Genomic DNA, 20559 nt, shown 5'->3' with positions numbered 1-20559 from the left:
GGTTATAAATTCCCCTATTTAAAAGTGTATGAATAATTTTTTGTTTGTTTCAGCGGAAAACGATGCGATTCCAAATTGCAAGGCCGGAGGAATGGGCGATGTGGTGAGGGACGTTCCCAGGGAAATCGCCAATCGTGGGGATTTTGCACATGTAGTAGTGCCATCTTACGGGAGGTTGCATCAAAACGGGATTTTCAAGACGGATTTGGAGTTCAATTTAAGGGGAACGGTCTATAAGGCGGAGTTGTACGAAGTTGTTCCCAAAAAAATCATAAAGAATATTACACATTATGCCATTCATCACCCTGAAATCAAAGAGGGTGGTATTGCCCACATTTACCATGATGATCCAACGGAACCATTTTTTAACGATTTCGTCAAGTTCATGATATTCTGCACCGCTGTGGCAGAAGCTATTAAGGTGGGTGCCTTTGGAAAATTGGACGTAGTCCATATGCACGACTGGCATTCCAGCGCGGTTCTTTTTTTGAAGACCTATCATCCCGCTTATCGCGATTTAAAAAAAATGCGATATGTCTATAGTATCCATAATTTGGCAATACAGGGCATCCGACCCTTTTACAACAACTATGCCTCTGTAAATAATTGGTTTCCCGAGGTTCAATTGGACCATAAGGGTTTAATGGATCCTAGATACCAGGATTGTATCAATCTTATGGCCGTGGGAATTCGATTGGCGGATGCCGTACACACGGTTTCCCCATCCTACAAGGAAGACGTCATGTTGCCGAGCAGGCCGCCCGAATTTATTGGGGGTGAGGGCCTGGAAAAGGATCTTCAAAAAGCGAATAATGAAGGAAGGCTCTTTGGGATATTAAATGCTTCCAATTATAATAACATTAGAACGGCCGAAAAAGGCAATCTGTATCGGAATACCGTTAAGGCACTGTTTAGATGGTTGCAGGACGAATCCAAAAAGTACAAGGCCGATTTTCTCGCCCATACAGGGGAAAAGATTATGCAATATGTTGGGAACCGGCCCAAGTTCATTGTATCAAGTGTTGCCCGGCTGACGGAACAGAAATTTTATTTCCTAAAACGTTCGCCCGAAGCTTTTGAGGAAATTTTAAAAAGATTGGACAAAGCAGAGGGTATTTTCATGCTTTTGGGAACCGGAAATCCGGATTATGAAGATCTGTTCAGGAAGATGAGCTACAAGCATAAAAATTTTATTTTCACCAATGGCCAATCTGAAGACCTTATAGATTCCATGTATTTGGAAACAGATCTTTATTTTATGCCTAGTTTGTTCGAGCCATGCGGTATAAGTCAGATGTTGGCCATGAGAAACGGGAACCCTTGCCTGGTACACCATACAGGGGGTCTTAAGGATACTGTAACCCACATGAAAACGGGGTTTGCCTTTGAAGGAAAGACCTATGACCAGCAGATAAGGAACATGGTGAAGGTTTTTGACGAGGCCCTGAACGTTTGGGAAAACGATAAACCCACTTGGAAAAGAATTAAAGCGAACGCAAAAAAAATGCGATTCACCTGGGAAGATTCCGTGGATGCTTATTACAAAGACCTCTATTTGTTATAGGTTTTTCCGTACGACTAACTTATTGTTAATTTTAGCCCAAAGAAGTGGGCGGAATTGTTAAAATACCCCTGTTTTATTAAATTTACAGCTAATCGATTAACACGTAAAATTCAGAGATGTCAGATAAAGCTACTTTAGAATATAATGGTAAAAAATATGAATTTCCGGTAGTTAAAGGAACGGAAAATGAACTTGCCATTGATATAAAATCTTTAAGGTCCTCAACAGGAGGTATAATTACAATAGATCCAGGATATAAGAACACGGGTTCATGTGAAAGTGCCATTACTTTTTTGGATGGTGAAAAGGGTATTTTAAGATATCGGGGATATTCTATAGAGGAGCTAGCCGAGAAAGCCGATTTTTTGGAAGTGGCGTACTTACTAATATTTGGTGAATTGCCAAATGAGGATGAATTGGCCAAGTTCCATAAGGATATCACCGATGAATCCCATGTTGACGAAGAGATGAAGAAAATTTTGGACGGTTTTCCAAAGTCGGCCCATCCTATGGGCGTACTTTCTTCTCTAACAAGTGCCCTTATCGCTTTTAATCCGTCTACCGTAGATGTAAGTTCGGAAAAGGATATGTATCGCTCTATTGTTAGAATTTTGGCCAAGTTCCCTGTTTTGGTCGCATGGACGTTACGTAAGAAAAAGGGCTTGCCCTTGGATTATGGTGACGATACCTTGGGTTATGTGGAGAACATTCATAAAATGATGTTCAAAAGACCAAATCAGGAATACAAAAAGAACAAGGTCGTTATCGATGCCTTGGATAAATTATTGATTCTCCATGCAGACCACGAACAAAACTGTTCTACTTCAACCGTACGTATTGTAGGTTCATCCCATGCCGGATTGTTCGCGTCATTGTCGGCCGGAATTTCCGCACTTTGGGGGCCCTTGCATGGCGGAGCCAATCAGGCAGTACTGGAGATGTTGGAGGCTATTGAGGCTGATGGCGGTGACACAAAAAAATATATGGCGAAAGCCAAGGATAAGGATGATCCTTTTAGGCTGATGGGCTTCGGTCACAGGGTTTATAAAAACTTTGATCCTCGCGCCAAGATTATCAAAAAGGCTGCGGACGAAGTACTGGGAGATTTGGGAATTCAAGATCCCATTTTGGATATCGCCAAAGGATTGGAAAAAGAAGCCTTGGAAGATTCCTACTTTGTAGATAGAAAACTGTATCCCAACGTGGATTTCTATTCGGGTATTATTTACCGCGCTTTGGGTATACCTACTGAGATGTTTACCGTAATGTTCGCTTTGGGAAGGCTTCCCGGATGGATTGCCCAATGGAGGGAAATGAGATTACGGGGAGAGCCCATAGGAAGGCCACGTCAGGTGTATATCGGTGAAAATCTACGACCATTTGTAGATTTAAAATCTCGTTGATCAAATAATCGATTTTAAAATTTAGAACGCCCTTTTAAAGTTTTAAGAGGGCGTTTTTAATAGTACCTTAGCGCTCAAAATTGATAGTATGCTTAGGCTAAGTGTAAATGATGAAATATCAAGGTTAAGGGCCGTGGTTTTGGGTACGGCAAAAAGTCCCGGACCAATTCCCAAACCGGAAGAGGCCTATGACCCAAAATCCTTGGAACATATCCTGGCGGGTACCTACCCAAAGGAAGAGGATATGATTAGGGAGATGGAGGCTTTTTCCAAGGTATTAAAGAAATACGATGTGGCCGTCTTTAGACCTGAGGTCTTGGAGGATTGTAACCAGATATTTTCAAGGGATATCGCGTTCGTAATCGAGGACAAGCTTATCATTTCAAATATTTTGCCCGATAGGGAAAAAGAAGTGGATGCCATACTTCATGTACTCGATAAAATTGAGGAAGACCATATTTTACATCCACCGGAAAAAGTGCATGTGGAGGGAGGTGACGTTATGCCTTGGAACGATTATATTTTTGTGGGAACCTATACGGGTGCCGATTATGCAGACCACATTACCGCCAGGACCAATGTGCATGCGGTCGAATATTTGCGCGAGCAATTTCCCAAGAAAAAGGTTCTGTCCTTTGAGTTGAGAAAATCCAAAAATGCCAAGGAAAACGCCCTACATTTGGACTGCTGTTTTCAGCCTTTGGGAAAAGGGAAGGCCATCATTCATAAGAATGGATTTTTGGTGGAGAAGGAGTACCAATGGTTGGTCGATTTCTTTGGCAAGGAAAACGTTTTTGAAATAACGGCAGACGAAATGTACCATATGTTCAGTAATGTATTCTCGATAACCCCAGAGGTGGTGGTATCGGAAAAGAGCTTTACCCGATTAAACAGTTGGCTTAGGGTACAGGGTTTTACCGTTGAGGAGATTCCATACGCGGAGATTTCCAAACAAGAAGGACTTTTAAGATGTAGTACGTTACCATTAATACGGGAATAATTTATGATGCAGATTACCAATACCATTTTGATGATTCGGCCAGTGAACTTTCGTATGAACGAACAAACGGCCGTGAACAATTATTTTATGGAAGATTTGGATGAGAAGAACAACCAGATCAACCAAAAGGCACAGGATGAATTTGATGCCTTTGTGAGTACTTTGAGGTCTGCCGGTGTGAATGTCATTGTAGTAGATGATACTATTGATCCAGATACGCCCGATAGTATTTTTCCCAACAACTGGATTTCTTTTCATGAAAATGGTACGGTTGGGGTATACCCCATGTTCGCCGAAAACAGAAGAAACGAACGGCGCGAGGATATTCTGGAAATTATGGAGCAACACGGTTTTCTTATCGATAACGTCATGGATTATACCGCCGCAGAAGCGGAAGGGGTGTTTTTGGAAGGTACCGGGAGCATTATTTTGGACCGTGTAAACCAAAAGGCCTATTGTGCCCTATCGGAAAGGGCAGATGAAGATTTGTTCATCGAATTTTGCGAGGATTTCGATTGTATGCCCGTCATTTTTACGGCCAATCAATCCGTAGATGGAAAACGATTGCCAATTTACCATACGAATGTCATGATGGCCCTTGGCGAGGACTTTGCCATTATTTGTTTGGACAGTATCGACGATAAAAAGGAACGCAAAAATGTGATGGACCACCTAAGAAACGATGGCAAGGAAATCATCGCCATAAGCGAACGGCAGATGCATCATTTTGCCGGGAACATGTTGGAAGTTCTTGGAAAGGACGGCCAGCGATTTTTGGTCATGAGTTCCGCTGCGTTTGCTAGTTTGGACGAATCCCAAATCGAGGCAATAGAAAAACGATGCAAAATAATCCACAGTCCCCTGGATACGATTGAAGCCTGTGGGGGTGGAAGCGCCCGCTGTATGATGGCCGAAGTATTTTTACCTAAAAAGTAATAGAATTTATTGGCACCGCCAAGGGGGGTTAATACTCCAAGGCTTGCTTGGAAATTAAAAGTTTGCTTTCAAAGAATGCCTCGTGAGCTTGCCCCCTAGGTAGTTTACTTAGTAACAGGTCATTTAAAAAGGAACTTGAGTTTCTTCGCCAGTTTTTCCGGTAATTTATATGGTGGATATCGAAGTGGAATTTCCGGCCAAAAACTTTTTTTTATGATGGCCTTTTGGTGTGAAAAGGTATCGAAGGAATATTTTCCATGATAGCGGCCAATACCGGAAGCACCTACGCCTCCAAACGGTAGTGTGCTATTTGTAATATGGAGCAAGGTATCGTTCATGACCCCTCCGCCAAAACTGTAGGCATTGATTATTTTCTCCCTAAATTTTTTCCTTTTACTAAAAACATATAGGGCAAGAGGCTTTTCATAGTTTGAAATATAACTATGTATGTCCTCTTCCGTTTCATAGGAAATTATGGGAAGCAAGGGGCCAAATATTTCATCTTGCATTATTTTACTATCCAGTTTGGGTTCGTCCACCAACGTTGGGGCCATATATTGGGTCTGGTCATTAAAATCCCCGCCCAGCAATATGCGTTGTCCGGTCAACATTTTCTTTAAATCCTTGTAATGCGATGTATGGGCGATTCGGGCCAAATCGGGAGAGTCTTCTACGGAAGGGCCGTATAACTCTGAAATGCTCTTGCCAAGTTCCGTCACCAAATCTTTCTTTACCTTTTTGTGCACCAGAATATAATCGGGTGCAATACAGGTCTGACCGCAGTTTAGGAATTTACCCCATACGATGCGTTTGGCACTAACGGCAATGGAGGCCGATTCGTCCACTATGCAGGGGTTTTTGCCTCCAAGTTCCAAGGTGACGGGCGTTAGGTGTTCCGCGGCCTTTTGATAGATTATTTTGCCCACTTTCGTGCTTCCCGTAAAGAAAATATAGTCCCATTTCAGGGATAATAATTCTTGGGAAGTTTCGATACCGCCCTCCGCGACGGCTACATAGTCCTCGGGAAATACTTCCGTAATAATTTCACTGATGATTTTGGACGTGCTGGACGTAAATTCAGAGGGTTTTAATACGGCCGTATTGCCAGCGGCCAAGGCTCCTATAAGGGGTGATATGGTCAGTAGGAAGGGATAGTTCCAAGGTGCAATGATGAGTGTGTTACCATAGGGTTGCGGGTAGAGCCAATCCGAAGAGGGAAAATTGACCCACGTGGAATTCACCCGTTTTGGTTTGCTCCAATAGTTTATATTTTTCAGGGTCTCGTCCAATTCATAGAGTACGAACTGGGTTTCCGTGGCAAGGGATTCGAACTTCGGCTTTTTAAAATCGGAATACAGGGCATCACAAATTCGGTCTTCATAAGTAATTACGGCCGCTCGTAGCTTTTTAAGGTAGGATTTTCTAAACTTCAGGTCCTTTGTAGCCCCAGAACCAAAAAATTCCCGTTGTTTTTTCACAAAGGATGCAATCATAGGTCATTTTGTTTTTGCAATGTTTCGAATCATACCACCAAAAATAAAATAATGAAAGGGAACGAGACTGTACCAATACAAGCGCCCCTTTAGGCCACGTGGGCGAAAAGTGGCGGTCTGATGCAATACATTGTCCCTGTCGATTTTAAATTCCAGCCATGCCTCACCAGGCAATCGCATTTCGGCAAAGAGCAACAGTCTTTTTTTCTTTTTATCCGCCAAGAGTACCCGCCAAAAATCCAGGGAGTCCCCCGGATAAATTTTATCAGGATGGGTCCGTCCCCTTCTCAATCCCACACCCCCTATCAGTTTGTCCAAAAATCCACGTAATCTCCATAGGCTATTGCCGTAATACCAACCCTGTTCCCCACCGATCTTCCAGATATTTTCAAGTACTTTTTTGGAATCCGAAATTTGGAGGGTCTGTTCGTCCTTGAGCACTCCAAATTTTGGCACCTGAATGTATTTTTCCAGACTCTTGTTGAAACGGCCGCTAACCATACTGTCCTTCCAGCTACTAATGACCAAGTTTTGCTCTATTTTCTTAAAGGCCATTTCAATGGCTTCTTTATAGCTATGGGTTTGGATACTAAGTAGTTCCGCCAGTCTCTGATCCTTTGCCACCACCTCAATTTTCATACTGTCCACAAGGTTCAATGCCAATTTATAGGAAGTGGAGGTTACAAAATACAGCCAATAGGAAGACAGTTTTGGCGTCATGACGGGCACCGTAAAAATCCAGTTTTTAAAGCCTCTTACCTGTGCATATTGATGTAGCATTTCTTTATAGGTAAGTACATTGGGGCCCGCTATATCGAAGGAATCGTCGAAGGTTTTTTCGTTGCCCAGTACACCTATCAAGAAGGAAATAACGTCCCGTATGGCGATGGGGTGCGTTTTGGTCAAGACCCATTTTGGGGTAATCATGATAGGTAATTTTTCGCAGAGATCTCTAATAATCTCAAAAGAGGAACTTCCGGAGCCCACGATAATCCCTGCCCGAAGCACTGTGAGCGAAAAGGGACCTTTTGAGAGGATATCTTCCACATTTTTACGGGAACTTAGATGCTTGGATAGTTTTTCATCGTTCACGATACCGCTTAGGTAAATGACCTGACGAATGTTGGTGGACTCCACGTAGGTAATGAAATTTTTGGCCGTTGTGGCTTCCTTTTCGTCAAAATTGGTGGTGGAAGAACTCATGGAATGTATCAAGAAATAGGCTGCGTCCAAATCCATGGGCAGAAGATTCGGCCGTACCGCTTCCAAAAAGTCGATTTCTATAATTTCAACTTGCGCCCTTGTTTCCTCATCAATGGAAAACCGTTCAGTGTCCCTTACGGCACATACCACTTTATGTCCATCGGCAATCAATTGCGGTAATAACCGCATTCCTATGTAACCATTCGCACCGGTAAGAAGGATTTTCATGTTTTAAAATTGAATTAAGATGGAATATTTGGATTTCAGGACTTATAGATCCTCCAAAGAGGTGGGCGAACTATCGGCCTTGAATTCCAATATTTTTTTAAAGAATTTTTGTACCGCCTTGGTATCGGATGCCACTTTGATAAAGTAGTGGTCTCGATACAGGGAATATACGGAGGACTCCCCCTTGTACAATGTCAGTTTGTAATAGGGAACAATAAGCGCAAAGGTCTCCAAAAGCGATCGGAACCTCACAATGATACCTTTGGGCCTAAGCTCAATATTACAGGTGTCCCTATTATTGTCCAAAATGAGCAAATTCCTTATTTCAATACTGGCATCCGTAATGATGAGTCTTGGGGAGCCAATACCGCCTAGGGTCCAACGTTCCTTGAGGGTAAAGGGTTTCCCCACTTCGGTGTCGATTTTCTGCGTAATGGAGGGGTTTGAATAAGATACGTTCAATAGCATGCAATTCTTTTTTTTGACTTTACACAAGCGTTTTTAAAGTTACAGAAAAGAAGGGTCAAAGACCATAGTTTCGCTTTAAAAGGGCAAAAAATGCTTAGTTTTGCAGCCTTAAATCCTTGCAGATGACCATTGAAATAATTCTTGAAGCAAAAGTGAAGGAAGCCGTACAGGCTACCTACGGTGTTGAACTCATATCTGTGGAATTTCAGCCTACAAGAAAGGATTTTGAAGGGGACGTTACCGTAGTGGTCTTTCCCATGCTCCGGCAGGTAAAGGGCAACCCCGTACAAATTGGTGAGCAAATTGGTGCCTATCTTGTAAAAGAAGTGGCTGCCGTGGCTGGATATAATGTGGTCAAGGGTTTTTTGAACATCGTTATTTCGGATAGGTATTACCTGGACTTTTTCAATGCGGTGAAGGATAAGACCGATTTCGGTCTGGTACCTACCTCCAATGAAGCCGTTATAGTCGAATATTCTTCCCCAAATACCAACAAGCCCCTGCATTTGGGCCATATTCGAAACAATCTCTTGGGATATTCCGTCGCCGAAATCCTGAAAGCATCAGGTAAGAAGGTCTATAAGACTCAGATTATCAATGATCGTGGCATCCACATTTGTAAGAGCATGCTGGCATGGCAACGCTTTGGAAACGGCGAAACTCCCGTAAGTTCGGGGTTAAAGGGCGATAAATTGGTGGGCAATTATTATGTTGCTTTTGATAAGGCTTACAAGGCGGAGATTGGGCAACTCGTTGAAAAGGGAGTGGATAAAAAAGTGGCCGAAAAGGAAGCGCCTATCTTGTTGGAAGCCCAGAAAATGCTCCAAAAATGGGAGGCCGGCGACGAGGAAGTTGTTTCGCTTTGGAAACAAATGAACGGTTGGGTGTACGATGGTTTTGAGATCACCTATAAAAATTTGGGCGTGGACTTTGACACCTACTATTACGAGAGCGACACCTATCTGTTGGGAAAGGACGTAGTTGCGGAAGGTCTGGAAAAAGGTGTTTTTTATGGAAAGGAAGATGGAAGTGTTTGGATAGATTTGACCGACGAAGGCCTTGACGAAAAAATTGTACTGCGTTCCGATGGTACCGCGGTATATATGACCCAGGATATAGGGACGGCCATACAAAGGGTAAAGGATTACCCAGATGTCAACGGTATGGTCTATACCGTAGGCAACGAGCAGGACTATCATTTCAAGGTACTGTTTTTGATCCTGAAAAAACTCGGGTTTTCATGGGCCGAAAAACTCTATCATCTAAGTTACGGGATGGTGGACCTGCCCAGTGGAAAAATGAAGAGTAGGGAAGGTACGGTCGTAGATGCCGATGACCTTATGGAAAATATGACCCAAACCGCGGAAGCAATTTCCAAGGAGTTGGGCAAGTTGGAGGGATATTCGGAGCCTGAGCGCGCTGCCCTTTACAAAATGATCGGCCTGGGGGCCCTTAAGTATTATATTCTCAAGGTAGACCCCAAAAAGCGGATTTTGTTCGATCCGGAGGAGTCGGTCGATTTTCAAGGAAACACCGGCCCTTTTATTCAATATACCTACGCGCGTATCCAGTCCATTTTAAGAAAGGCCCAGGAGACCAAGGTAGAGAGCAACCTACCTGCCCAAATTTCCGGACTCCATCCCAAGGAAAAAGAGTTGTTGAAACAAGTGAAGTTGTTTCCCGAAACTATTCAATTGGCGGCCGAAAATTATAGTCCGGCGTTGATTGCAAATTACACGTACGATTTGGTCAAGGAATTCAATTCCTTCTATCAGCAGGTTTCCATATTGGGGGAATCTGATGAACAAAAGAAGGTTTTTAGGGTGCAATTGTCCAAAAAAGTGGGCGATACTATTAAAACGGCTTTCAGTTTGCTGGGAATAGAAGTTCCGGAGAGGATGTAAATGAGAAAGACCTTTGATTTTAAGCAAAGGTCTTTCAGAACAATTTGAGTTAGTAAAAACAAATTATTTGTTTTCAGCGGATTGTGCTGCCACTGCGGCACCATAGACTACCAGACCAAATCCAATTTTATTCACGGCGTCACCTATATTATAGATTACATCCATGTTTAGCCCCAAACCTGCTAAACCATCATACCATCCTGGCGTTCCTGCCATGTACCCTAATGGATAAATTGCCCATCCAACAAGCACGAACCAGCAAAGCATCTTATGTGCTTCCAACGTTGCTCCCCCAGCTTGTACAGCCAATTTTTTCGCACTTCCGAGCCATATTTCGTAAACGATGTAGAAATAGGCTAGACCAGATAACAATCCCCAGAACGCAGCATTGTCCCTGTAGACGGCTTCACCAAAATAACCGGTTACAAGCATGATTACCGAGGCGGCGATAAGCTTCCACATGAGTGATTTTTTCGCTCCGGCTACTTTTAAGATGAGGTAGAACTCCACGCACATAAGAGGTACCGTCAATACCCAGTCAACATATCTGAAAAAAGTAGGTGATTCCCCTACACCAGACCAATAATCGCGCATGTACCAATAGTGAACGGCGGCGATAAATGTAATCAATCCTGAAACGAGGATAGAAGTTCTCCACTTTCTGTCAAAGTTGTTCATTGACAAAAAGAAAAAGGCTGAAGCTGCCATCATGGCCATGCAACCTACAAAAAAGGTGAACCCAACGTAATCGTTATTTGCGATTTTAGTTACGTCGGCAAACATTGGAAAAATTTGTAATAATGTTTTCATAACATAGCATTTTTTTGTTTAAATAAATGTAATAAAAGTTAAACAATAAAATGATAAAAATTGTTTAAATTTTTTGTCATAACTTTAAACAAATTCAAAATTATTTTGGATAATGAAAAACTGGCTACTGTTTACAACATTTTTCGGATTATGGCTTTCCACACAACTCTCCTCTGGTCTCCAAGACTATCTAGCCTATTCCTTTATTCTTACTTTTGGTGTTTTGCACGGTGCAAATGACATTGTCCTAATTAGAAAGCAATATCAAAATTTGAATACAACTGGGGCAATCATTCCTTATATATTGGTAATATCCTTGGTTACCTTATTGTTTTTGTATTCCAGAGCCTTGGTGTTAGCGGTATTTATAGTTATCAGCGGATATCATTTTGGAGAACAACATCTTAGGGAAAGATTGACTAATTCACATTGGTTTCATAGATTCTTTTTCACTTTCTATGGTTTGACCATATTATTTATGATTTTTTATGCCAATATCGTAGAGGTTCAGCAAATAATTTATGATGTAACTGGGTATTTATTTCTTAGTGGTTATATTAAAATTGGGCTATACATAAACCTGATCGGGTTGTCCATTTCAGTGGCCTTTTTAAAATTTAAAAAAGTATTGCGGATAAATTTGGTCAAAGAATTATTTATGTTCTTTGTCTTCTATATTGTATTTAATGTCGCCTCTTTACTTTGGGCATTTTCAATATATTTTATCCTATGGCATAGCATTCCTTCCTTGAAAGACCAAATGGAAGTTTTATATGGTAGTTCAAAGCCTAGTTACCTTATGGACTACGTAAAGTCCTCTTGGATTTATTGGGTTGTTTCTATACTAGGTCTTTTTATTTTATACCTTCTACTACAAAAGCATATAGACTATTTCATTTCCGTAGTCCTTTATTTGCTTGCGGCCATAACTTTCCCACACGTCATTGTGATGTCAAAACTGGAAAAAAATAAGGGAATTTGACAGTTGGGTAAATTAAATCATACTGTTGTCAAATAATTTAGAATATTGTTTGTTTTCCAAATTATTCCTTTGTCGCCAAAAACTATCTTCAATTAAAGAAGTTTAAAGGTAATCAGAGCTCAACTCAAAACTAGTTAAAATCGAATCCTAAAACTTGCATTGGGAGTCACACCTATGGATGCCCGTTGCACCGTTTCAATTTCGTTGGTATTGTTCAGCCTGTAGTAGGTATTCAAGATGTTTTTTCTGTTCGTAAAGTTTAATACCGATGCGCCTACGGATGCCCTTATGGTCTTGCTGAGGTTGAAATCATAGGTTGCGGATGCATCGGCCCTAAAATATTCAGGTAAGCTACTGCTGTTTGGGTCCTCATAGTTTATCTCATTTGGAAATATAGAGGAGTCCAGAGGATTGGTAACGTCTGGCCTGGTATACGGTTTTCCGGACCTATAGTTAAAACCGACACCAATTTTAAAATCATTGTAATTATAATTTCCGGCCAGGGTAAAGGAATGTTCCAATTCCAGGTTGTTCGGAAAAATGGGCGGGTCAACGGTGTTAAACGTATAGTTATTGTCATTATAGGCATAACTGAACCAAACGCTATAGTCGTTCGTTTTTTTGTTGATCAAGAACTCCAGACCCTTTACTAGATACTCGCCAATCTCACCGTCAAACTGATCTTCATTCTGGAAACCTTGGGTCCTCACATTGATGCCCGTAACATTTTTATAGAAGGCCTCAACACCAACGTACAACCTGTTTTCGTCGTAGTTGAAGCCCAGCGACCCCTGTTTGCTTTGCACTATTGGCAACTCATTTTCGTCTGCCAAGGTCCATCTTCTTTTTTCCAGACCAAGAAAATTTTGTTCCAGGTCAATGATCTGGTTGGTGTATTGGCTCTTGAATTCGCCCAAGGCCTCCACCTTAAAATTACGTGCGAACTCATAGGAGATACTTAGCCTAGGTTCTATAAGGACTTTCTCAAAGGTATTGATGTTGCTAATGTAATTTAACCTTCCTCCAACTTGGGCGAAGAGTTTTCTGTCCTCCGTTTCAAAGCAGAATTCTGAATAAACGCTATGCGACCTGATTACGCCCTTTACACTACTTTCAAAAAAGGGGAGGTTGATTCGTGTAATATTTTCAATGCCCGTTTCCGTGAATTGGTATCCGTTCGTCCATTGCAAGGTGGGCGTTAGTTTGTAAACAGTATTGAGTTTTGTGCCGGATTCCTTAACCAGGTTGTTTTGGTACAATTGCCGTGACGCACTTTCCGTAATACTGAAGGCCGTGAGCCTGTATTGGGTGTAATAGACGTTTGCCTGAGTGTAAAAGTTATCCGTCCATTCGCTTTCAAGGCTTCCGCCAAAGGATATGTTGATTTGGTCCAAGGAACTTTCGGTAGCATCGGTACCATCGGGCCTTAGGGTAAAATTGTCAAGATCATTATTGATATGAATGAGGCTCAGCCTTATTTTGTGATATCGGTCTATATCGTATAACAACTTGCCCGTAAAATCGTAAAAATAAAAGTCATTGTCCGTTCGTACCTCACTATCCTGAAATGCCTTTTCCGAAAATGTAGTGTAGGTGGGTGTCTCAAGAAAATCGGTTACGGACCTTCTACCGGAGAACTGAATGGCCATGTTTTCGGCAAGGGGTATCTGTCCGTAAACATCTCCATTGATTAGGTTGAACCCAGCGCCACCATATACGGAATTTTGGATGTCATTTTTGGTGCGAAGGTCCATGACCCCACTTACACCATCCCCGTATATGGAACTCGTTCCATTTTTTATCACTGTGATTTTATCGGTTAGATATGGGTTAAAAGCCGATATTAGCCCAAAAAAATGGCCGGACTGGTACATCTTTATGCCATCCCATAAAATCAGGTTTTGGTCATTGGTGCCACCACGGATGTTTATGTCCGATACGGTCTCGTCCACACTTTTGATTCCCGGAAATGCTTGGGCCGATTGTAGGATGTCCGGCTCGATCAAACCCGGTAGGATCCCGAATTCCGCGGTATTCATTTGAATGCTACCATCGGAAAACTTGGCAAGGCCATCAGTAAGAAATTTATAGACGACGACCTCTTCCAGTTCCTGATAGCTAAGTGCCAAGGCTATGGACGTACAAGGAGCCTTGTTGCTCAGTTTTTTCACCGAAATAAAATAGGGTTTGAACCCCAAATGACTGATTTGGATGATCGCTGTACGGGGCACCTCCTCAAAAGCGAAGGTCCCGTCCATATTGGTGACCATGGCGATATCAGTATCCAATACCCGTACCGTGGCGCCCGGTATCGTATTGTTCTCATAATTGTCCAGTACCGTGCCGCAAATGGAAAGTGTATCCGTAAGAATGACGGAATAATATCGGTCACTAAGTCTTTCAATTTCTAAGGGCGTTTGGGAAATTATTTGGACAATGGCGGATTCAAGGTTCTCCGTCTCCGGCCGATGGAGTTGAATACCCTCCAAATCCGCATCGGCAAAGGAAAATTTTACATTGAATTCGGTTTCCAATTCCAGAAGCAAACCAATGACGGAAATTTTTGGTTTGGATGTTTGCTGTGCCCGTCCGCCGTTCACAAGGAACAACAGAAGCACTATGAAAAGATGGACACTAAGCGTTTTAAGGGGCGCTTTCCTCATAGAACAGCACTTTGTTGCCCTCTAATTTAAAACTAATTTTAAGAGGTGTGCTTATACTTTTTAATGCCAAATCCAAATTGGAATTGCTAAACGTGCCTGTAAAAAGTTGATTTTCATCAATGTTTTCAAGAGTAATTTTCAAATTATGTTGGCGTTGCAATTCTGCAAGAACATATTTAAGCGGTATGCTTTTAAAGGTACTCTCGTTGTTTACCCAAGAGGGTTTTCCGTTTACATCCACCTTTGATTTTTTCATTGTACCCTCAATGGCAAGAGCGGAATTTCCCGCCGGCAGTTGAAACTCCTCGCCGTTAAAAGTTACACGTACCAAACCTTCATAGCAGGTAACCTCAAAATAACTGTCCCTGTCCTCCACATTGAACTGGGTACCCAAAACGGTGACAGTTCCCTGTGAGGTGGAAACCGTAAACTTTTTTCCTTTGGCCACTTTAAAATACGCCTCACCGTCTAATTTGATGGCTCTTTTGGAATCCCAATTTTTTTCGTTGTAAGAAAGAGTGGATTCCGCATTTAGGAGTATTTCAGAATTATCCGGCAGGGTAATTACCCTGTTTTGGGCCAGCTTGGTAGTAATTGTTTCATCAAGCGTGTTAAAATAGAAATAAGCCCCTGTAAGCAACACGGCGATGACCGCTGCCACTCGTAGGAAGGCTTTAAAAGGGGATAAGGTAATGACCTTTGCTGATTCCTGGCTTTCTTTGGAAGCCTGAAGCCGCTCCCATGCCTTTTCACGATCAAATTCAGGAGCCCGTAATTCTTTGGAAGTCTCCGCTATTCTTTGATAGGTAGCATACTCTTCGGACTTCTTGAACGCTTCAAGTTCCGCCTCCGTAAGCTCATTAGTAAGCCATTTTGCCAAGTAATTTTCTTGCATATCTTTTAGCTTTATACCTCTTTAACAACTATCCAATCAAAAACCCTACTACAAATTTCAAGTTCAAACACAAATATCAAATTCAAATACAAGAATCAAGTTCAAAAACAGGAGTCAAGTTCAAAAATGAAATTTTTAACTTCACTATCACACTATCACACTATCACACTATCACACTATCACACTATCACACTATCACACTATCACACTATCACACTATCACACTATCACACTATCACACTATCCCACTATCACACTATCACACTATCACACTATCACACTATCACACTATCACACTATCACACTATCACACTATCACACTATCATACTATCACACTATCACACTATCACACTATCACACTAACTCGTAGCCCCAAATTCTAAATCCCCTCAATCTTTTCCCGAAGCGTTTTCAGGGCCAAGTGCATTCTTTTTTCAATAGCCTTGACGCTTACGCCCTCCATTTCCGCGATTTCCGCATATTTTTTTCCATCAATGCGATTTAACAGGAAAGTGGAACGCTGATTATCGGGAAGGTCGTCCAAGGCACGGTCCAATTTCGCCTTGAATTCATTCTCCTCCATGAGAAACTCTGGGGACTCATGGGTGGTCTTTAGGGATTTATCGGCATATTTAAGACGCACCTTTTCGGCCTTGATAACGTTTAAGTACAGATTGTTGGCTACCGTATATAAAAAGGACTTTGCTTTCTCTGGAGCGACCTTGGCACAGTGCTCCCATAATTTTACAAAAGCCTCCTGTACGGCATCGTGTGCCTTCTCCTCATTGCCAAACTTATAATATATATAGTTGAATATCGTTTTGGAATTAGCATTGAACAAAGCACTGTACGTACTTTCATTACACACATTTTGAGGGTCTTCCGCTTTCAATGTCCTGTTTTTTTCAAAGATATTTTAAAAAAAATTAAAAAAGCGGGTAGGGTTTTTTTTCAATGCGTTGTTTCAGTGGTAAATAATAAATAATACCAAATCGTTATGAAAAAGTTTTTAAGTTTTGCTTACCTAAGCATTTTAATGGTGGCGCTGAGTTTTACCTCATGCCAGGATGAGTTTGAAGAAATCAATACGGGCGAGGAACCGGCAGCCATTACGGCAAGTTCTGCCGCAGGTATATTGATACAGAATACAACCGCAAGGGACGGTTCTTTTGATAACATTGTTGACGGTACTAGCTGTTACGATGTAAAGTTTCCCTATACGGTTGAGGTAAATGGCCTGGAATTGACCATCAATTCTAGGGAAGATCTAAAGTTGATTGAGGAGATTTTTGATGAAGTGGATGACGATGAGGACTTTTTGGAGATTCTTTTCCCCATCACCATTACTTCGGGTGATTTTACCGAAATAATCATAAATGGTTTTGAGGATTTACGGGAGTTGGCCCAGCAGTGTAAGGAGGGCGGTGAAGATGACGATATCGAATGTATAGATTTTGTATATCCCATGACCCTGTACACTTTTGATATCGACCTGGAACAAACAGGGGAGGTGATCGTGGAGAGTGACAGGCAATTGAGACTTTTCTTCAAGGGGCTGGAGGATAACGAGCTCGTAAGTTTCGATTTCCCCATTACTTTGGAGTTGTACGATAGTTCAAAGATCGAGGTGAACAGCAATGAGGAATTGGTCATGCAGATTAGAAACGCCAAGGATGCATGTGACGAGGACGATGATAATGACTACAACGACGATGATTTTGATGGCGAAGATTTGGAGGAGTTTTTGGTATCCTGTCCTTGGTACGTACTTGAAGTGATAAGGGACGACGTTAGTGAGATCGCACAATATGTAAATTACTATTTCGATTTCAAGGCAGATGGAACCGTAAACGTTAGTAACAGATTAGGTTTTGAAGCCAACGGTACTTGGTCTTCCATCATGGGAGATAATGGTCCCAAAGTGACCTTGAATATAGAAACCTTATCGGGCTTCAATATGGAGTGGACCATCTATAAAACTGAGGAAGGTGTCATTAAGTTCTATAATGGGGAAAGAAACCGAATCTGGATGCGTAGGGATTGTGAAGGAGACGGCATTGGATTTGATCCAGAGAATTTAAGGAACATACTAAGGGAATGCGAGTGGGTCATAAAAAAAGTGGAGAATCAGGGTGAGGAGATCGACCGTCTATTAGGGTACGAGTTCAAGTTTATGGCTGAAGGCGTTGTCACCTTGAGCAACGGGGTAAATACCTCAGAAGGTACTTGGGAGATCGGATTCAACCTACAACAAAAATTGATCATTGCCATTACAATGGGGGATGAGCCCGGTGTAAGTTTTGAATGGCCCGTGCGTGAATTGACCCAAAGTAGGTTGAAGTTTGAAGTGGAGGAAATTGACTACGAATTGATACTCCAAAGAGTTTGTAATGATAATTCCGATGATGCCGATGTCTTGGAAATTAGAAACTTCATGATGGGTGGCGACTGGATAGTGGCTTCCTATATAGATGGTGAAATTGATGAGACCATTGATTTTGGAGGGTATAGTACAGCCTTTATGCCAAATCTACAAATGGAACTGAAAGAAGGAGGGGAGGTATATGCCACAGGACTTTGGAGAGTTTTGAGAAACAGGGATGGTAAACTTAAGGTCTACCTAAATTATGGAGACAATATGCCTATGAACGAATTAACGGATGACTGGGACTTTGTTTCCGTTGCCCAAGGTAGATTGGAGTTGAAGGATATTAATGATGATGGTACCATTACCACACTTGTTTTGGAAAAATAAATAAGTAGGGTCTACGGAGCCTTGCGCTTCGTAGGCCTTTTTAATCAATAATCAATTGTAAAAATGAACAAACTAAAAAAAATAAGCTTGCTTTTGATGGCCGTTACGGGCTTCCTTTTCCTATCCTGTGAATCTTCGGATGATTCAGACGGTGTAAATGGTATGGTAAACGTGGAGCAGGTTAAGTCTACTGTAACTTCAGGTACTTGGCGAGTAACACTTTACGAAGAGGAAGGGGTCGATGAGACTAATTATTTTTCGGATCATACATTTGTCTTTGAGTCGGACGGTCGTTTAATTGCCGATAACGGTGAAACCTCCGTTTCCGGGGCATGGTCCATTACTTCGGATTCCAGTAGCAGTGACGACGACAGTAGTTCTGATGACGATGTAGATTTTAACATATTTTTTGCCTCACCGGCCAATTTCGCGGAGATTTCAGAAGATTGGGACATCGTTTCCTTTTCCAGTACGAGAATCGAACTGAAGGACGAAAGTGGTGACGGAAGTATCGACCGCTTGGTTTTTGAAAAAATATAGTCCATAAAAATAAAACATCCAGAAATACACCACCAGCAGTAAAGAGTTGGGCCTCGTTGGTGGTGTTGATGGAGGTTTTCTGGGAAAACGATTAAATGGGAACTTAACTCAAGTTGATATGCTTCCCGCTATGTTACTATTGAAAATGTAATACCTTTTTTGCCCCACATCCCAGCGTTAAGAGCATCCCAAACCGGATGCTCTTTTTGTTTACAGATTTTGGTAGCGTTTATGCCCGTTTAGCAATGATATTCTTAAATTTGCATTCCCCTTAAAACGGAAAAGGATGTTTGATAATTTAAGCGAAAAGTTGGATAAAGCCCTGCATGTTCTTAAAGGACATGGGCAAATAACGGAAATCAACGTTGCGGAGACGACCAAGGAGGTACGTAGGGCCCTTTTGGATGCGGATGTCAATTTTAAGATCGCGAAGGAATTTACCAATCGGGTGAAGGAAAAGGCGCTGGGCCAAAACGTTTTGTCTTCGTTGCAGCCAGGGCAGTTGATGGTGAAGATCGTAAAGGACGAGCTTACGGCATTAATGGGCGGCGATTCAGAGGGAATCAACCTATCCGGTAACCCATCGGTTATATTAATGTCCGGTTTACAAGGTTCCGGTAAGACGACCTTTTCAGGGAAATTGGCGAATTTTCTAAAGAAGAAAAAATCCAAAAACCCTTTGTTGGTGGCATGTGACGTGTATAGACCCGCGGCCATTGACCAATTGCACGTAGTTGGGGAACAGATCGGTGTGCCTGTGTATTCGGATAGGGACAATAACGACCCCGTGGCGATTGCCAAGGCCGGTATTGCCAAGGCAAAGGCGGAAAGTCATAATGTGGTCATCATAGATACCGCCGGTCGTTTGGCGGTGGACGAGAAGATGATGAACGAGATATCGGATATCCATAAGGCCATCAATCCGCAAGAAACCTTGTTCGTAGTGGATTCCATGACCGGACAGGATGCCGTCAACACGGCCAAGGCCTTTAACGATGTATTGAATTTTGACGGTGTTATCCTTACCAAGTTGGACGGTGATACCCGTGGCGGTGCTGCCATTTCCATAAAATCGGTCGTAAACAAGCCCATCAAGTTTATCGGTACAGGTGAAAAAATGGAGGCTATAGACATTTTCTATCCTTCCCGTATGGCCGATCGTATTTTGGGAATGGGCGATGTGGTTTCCTTGGTGGAAAGGGCCCAGGAGCAGTTTGATGAGGAGGAGGCCAGGAAGATACAGAAAAAAATTGCCAAGAATAAATTCGGGTTTGACGATTTCCTAGGCCAGATCCAGCAAATCAAAAAAATGGGGAACATGAAGGACCTTATGGGGATGATTCCCGGGGCAGGTAAGGCTCTTAAAGGTTTGGATATTGACGATGACGCCTTCAAACATATCGAAGCCATCATTTACTCCATGACCCCGGACGAGCGGTCTAATCCTTCTAAGTTAAATGCCAGCAGGAAGAAAAGAATCGCCAAGGGTAGCGGCAGGGAGGTACAAGAGGTTAACCAATTGCTGAAACAATTTGACCAAATGAGCAAGATGATGAAGATGATGCAAGGGGGTGGCGGTAAAAAGATGATGCAGATGATGAGCGGTCTTGGACGTTAACATCGGATAACCAGTAAAAAAACAGCGCATTGGCTGAAAACCGACGCATTTTAAAACGAAGAACCCGGGTAAATTTGTAGTGTAATGTACTGCCTA

General features: G+C 42.2%; 16 protein-coding genes. 9 read left to right on the top strand and 7 right to left on the bottom strand.

Features of this window, described 5'->3' with window-relative positions; genetic code table 11:
* Positions 1–28 precede the first annotated feature (28 nt).
* The 4 genes from F0361_RS01995 (at position 29) to ctlX (ending at position 4903) form a co-directional block, all read left to right on the top strand.
* A complete protein-coding gene (locus tag F0361_RS01995) occupies positions 29–1564 on the top strand; it encodes a glycogen synthase (RefSeq protein WP_138259132.1) in 1536 nt (511 codons plus the stop codon).
* A 116-nt stretch (positions 1565–1680) separates the two neighbouring features.
* The gene (locus F0361_RS01990; protein WP_138259133.1) at positions 1681–2967 is read left to right on the top strand and encodes a citrate synthase; all 1287 of its coding nucleotides are present in this window, start codon (positions 1681–1683) and stop codon (positions 2965–2967) included.
* Between the two features lie 88 nt (positions 2968–3055).
* Positions 3056–3967 (top strand): dimethylarginine dimethylaminohydrolase family protein, encoded by a 912-nt coding sequence (locus tag F0361_RS01985; RefSeq protein WP_138259134.1) that lies wholly within the window; start codon positions 3056–3058, stop codon positions 3965–3967.
* 3 nt (positions 3968–3970) lie between these two features.
* Positions 3971–4903: a citrulline utilization hydrolase CtlX gene (gene ctlX, locus F0361_RS01980; RefSeq protein ID WP_170257970.1), complete on the top strand. Its 933-nt coding sequence runs from the start codon at positions 3971–3973 to the stop codon at positions 4901–4903.
* Positions 4904–5022: 119 nt separating this feature from the next.
* On the opposite strand, the gene F0361_RS01975 is transcribed toward ctlX, so the two are convergent.
* From F0361_RS01975 to F0361_RS01965, 3 genes are read right to left on the bottom strand one after another with little or no spacing between them, the layout of a single operon-like run.
* Positions 5023–6396 carry an aldehyde dehydrogenase gene (locus tag F0361_RS01975; RefSeq protein WP_154917019.1) on the bottom strand — a complete coding sequence of 458 codons (1374 nt, stop codon included), beginning with the start codon at positions 6394–6396 and terminating at the stop codon, positions 5023–5025.
* A 3-nt stretch (positions 6397–6399) separates the two neighbouring features.
* Positions 6400–7827, bottom strand: coding sequence for an SDR family oxidoreductase (locus F0361_RS01970; RefSeq protein WP_154917018.1), 1428 nt, complete (start codon positions 7825–7827; stop codon positions 6400–6402).
* A gap of 42 nt (positions 7828–7869) precedes the next feature.
* Positions 7870–8295 carry a hypothetical protein gene (locus F0361_RS01965; RefSeq protein ID WP_138259137.1) on the bottom strand — a complete coding sequence of 142 codons (426 nt, stop codon included), beginning with the start codon at positions 8293–8295 and terminating at the stop codon, positions 7870–7872.
* 122 nt (positions 8296–8417) lie between these two features.
* On the opposite strand from F0361_RS01965, the gene argS reads away from it, so the two are divergent.
* Entirely contained in the window at positions 8418–10199 is a 1782-nt protein-coding gene (gene argS / locus F0361_RS01960) for an arginine--tRNA ligase (protein ID WP_154917017.1), read from the top strand.
* Positions 10200–10262: 63 nt separating this feature from the next.
* On the opposite strand, the gene F0361_RS01955 is transcribed toward argS, so the two are convergent.
* Positions 10263–11009, bottom strand: coding sequence for a bacteriorhodopsin-like (locus F0361_RS01955; protein WP_211361133.1), 747 nt, complete (start codon positions 11007–11009; stop codon positions 10263–10265).
* A 112-nt stretch (positions 11010–11121) separates the two neighbouring features.
* Between F0361_RS01955 and F0361_RS01950 the strand changes: the two genes are divergently transcribed.
* The gene (locus F0361_RS01950) at positions 11122–11991 is read left to right on the top strand and encodes a Brp/Blh family beta-carotene 15,15'-dioxygenase (RefSeq protein WP_154917016.1); all 870 of its coding nucleotides are present in this window, start codon (positions 11122–11124) and stop codon (positions 11989–11991) included.
* Between the two features lie 134 nt (positions 11992–12125).
* Here F0361_RS01950 and F0361_RS01945 read toward each other — a convergent pair whose 3' ends face one another.
* The 3 genes from F0361_RS01945 to F0361_RS01935 all read right to left on the bottom strand — a co-directional run bounded on the left by F0361_RS01945 (position 12126) and on the right by F0361_RS01935 (position 16442).
* On the bottom strand, positions 12126–14654 hold the full coding sequence (locus F0361_RS01945) for a TonB-dependent receptor (RefSeq protein WP_154917015.1): 2529 nt from the start codon (positions 14652–14654) through the stop codon (positions 12126–12128).
* Positions 14635–15549 carry a FecR family protein gene (locus tag F0361_RS01940; protein WP_154917014.1) on the bottom strand — a complete coding sequence of 305 codons (915 nt, stop codon included), beginning with the start codon at positions 15547–15549 and terminating at the stop codon, positions 14635–14637. The genes F0361_RS01945 and F0361_RS01940 overlap by 20 nt, the downstream gene beginning before the upstream one ends.
* A gap of 380 nt (positions 15550–15929) precedes the next feature.
* A complete protein-coding gene (locus tag F0361_RS01935; protein WP_154917013.1) occupies positions 15930–16442 on the bottom strand; it encodes an RNA polymerase sigma factor in 513 nt (170 codons plus the stop codon).
* A 105-nt stretch (positions 16443–16547) separates the two neighbouring features.
* On the opposite strand from F0361_RS01935, the gene F0361_RS01930 reads away from it, so the two are divergent.
* The 3 genes from F0361_RS01930 (at position 16548) to ffh (ending at position 20463) form a co-directional block, all read left to right on the top strand.
* On the top strand, positions 16548–18305 hold the full coding sequence (locus F0361_RS01930; RefSeq protein ID WP_154917012.1) for a hypothetical protein: 1758 nt from the start codon (positions 16548–16550) through the stop codon (positions 18303–18305).
* A 63-nt stretch (positions 18306–18368) separates the two neighbouring features.
* Positions 18369–18845 (top strand): hypothetical protein, encoded by a 477-nt coding sequence (locus F0361_RS01925; RefSeq protein WP_246160791.1) that lies wholly within the window; start codon positions 18369–18371, stop codon positions 18843–18845.
* Between the two features lie 286 nt (positions 18846–19131).
* A complete protein-coding gene (gene ffh, locus F0361_RS01920) occupies positions 19132–20463 on the top strand; it encodes a signal recognition particle protein (protein ID WP_154917011.1) in 1332 nt (443 codons plus the stop codon).
* Positions 20464–20559: the final 96 nt, after the last annotated feature.

This window comes from Maribacter flavus, assembly GCF_008386635.1.
GTDB classification, from domain to species: Bacteria; Bacteroidota; Bacteroidia; order Flavobacteriales; family Flavobacteriaceae; genus Maribacter; species Maribacter flavus.
The sequence above is the reverse complement of the archived record's forward strand: the minus strand, read 5'-3'. Positions and strand labels throughout refer to the sequence as shown.

Excerpts from the sequence above, each read along its gene's own strand:
- F0361_RS01940 (WP_154917014.1), bottom strand. The coding sequence starts at position 15,549 with ATGCAAGAAAATTACTTGGCAAAATGGCTTACTAATGAGCTTACGGAG.
- F0361_RS01955 (WP_211361133.1), bottom strand. The coding sequence starts at position 11,009 with ATGAAAACATTATTACAAATTTTTCCAATGTTTGCCGACGTAACTAAA.
- F0361_RS01945 (WP_154917015.1), bottom strand. The coding sequence starts at position 14,654 with ATGAGGAAAGCGCCCCTTAAAACGCTTAGTGTCCATCTTTTCATAGTG.
- F0361_RS01930 (WP_154917012.1), top strand. The coding sequence starts at position 16,548 with ATGAAAAAGTTTTTAAGTTTTGCTTACCTAAGCATTTTAATGGTGGCG.
- F0361_RS01925 (WP_246160791.1), top strand. The coding sequence starts at position 18,369 with ATGAACAAACTAAAAAAAATAAGCTTGCTTTTGATGGCCGTTACGGGC.
- F0361_RS01990 (WP_138259133.1), top strand. The coding sequence starts at position 1,681 with ATGTCAGATAAAGCTACTTTAGAATATAATGGTAAAAAATATGAATTT.
- ffh (WP_154917011.1), top strand. The coding sequence starts at position 19,132 with ATGTTTGATAATTTAAGCGAAAAGTTGGATAAAGCCCTGCATGTTCTT.
- F0361_RS01970 (WP_154917018.1), bottom strand. The coding sequence starts at position 7,827 with ATGAAAATCCTTCTTACCGGTGCGAATGGTTACATAGGAATGCGGTTA.
- F0361_RS01995 (WP_138259132.1), top strand. The coding sequence starts at position 29 with ATGAATAATTTTTTGTTTGTTTCAGCGGAAAACGATGCGATTCCAAAT.
- F0361_RS01985 (WP_138259134.1), top strand. The coding sequence starts at position 3,056 with ATGCTTAGGCTAAGTGTAAATGATGAAATATCAAGGTTAAGGGCCGTG.
- F0361_RS01950 (WP_154917016.1), top strand. The coding sequence starts at position 11,122 with ATGAAAAACTGGCTACTGTTTACAACATTTTTCGGATTATGGCTTTCC.
- ctlX (WP_170257970.1), top strand. The coding sequence starts at position 3,971 with ATGATGCAGATTACCAATACCATTTTGATGATTCGGCCAGTGAACTTT.
- F0361_RS01965 (WP_138259137.1), bottom strand. The coding sequence starts at position 8,295 with ATGCTATTGAACGTATCTTATTCAAACCCCTCCATTACGCAGAAAATC.
- F0361_RS01975 (WP_154917019.1), bottom strand. The coding sequence starts at position 6,396 with ATGATTGCATCCTTTGTGAAAAAACAACGGGAATTTTTTGGTTCTGGG.
- argS (WP_154917017.1), top strand. The coding sequence starts at position 8,418 with ATGACCATTGAAATAATTCTTGAAGCAAAAGTGAAGGAAGCCGTACAG.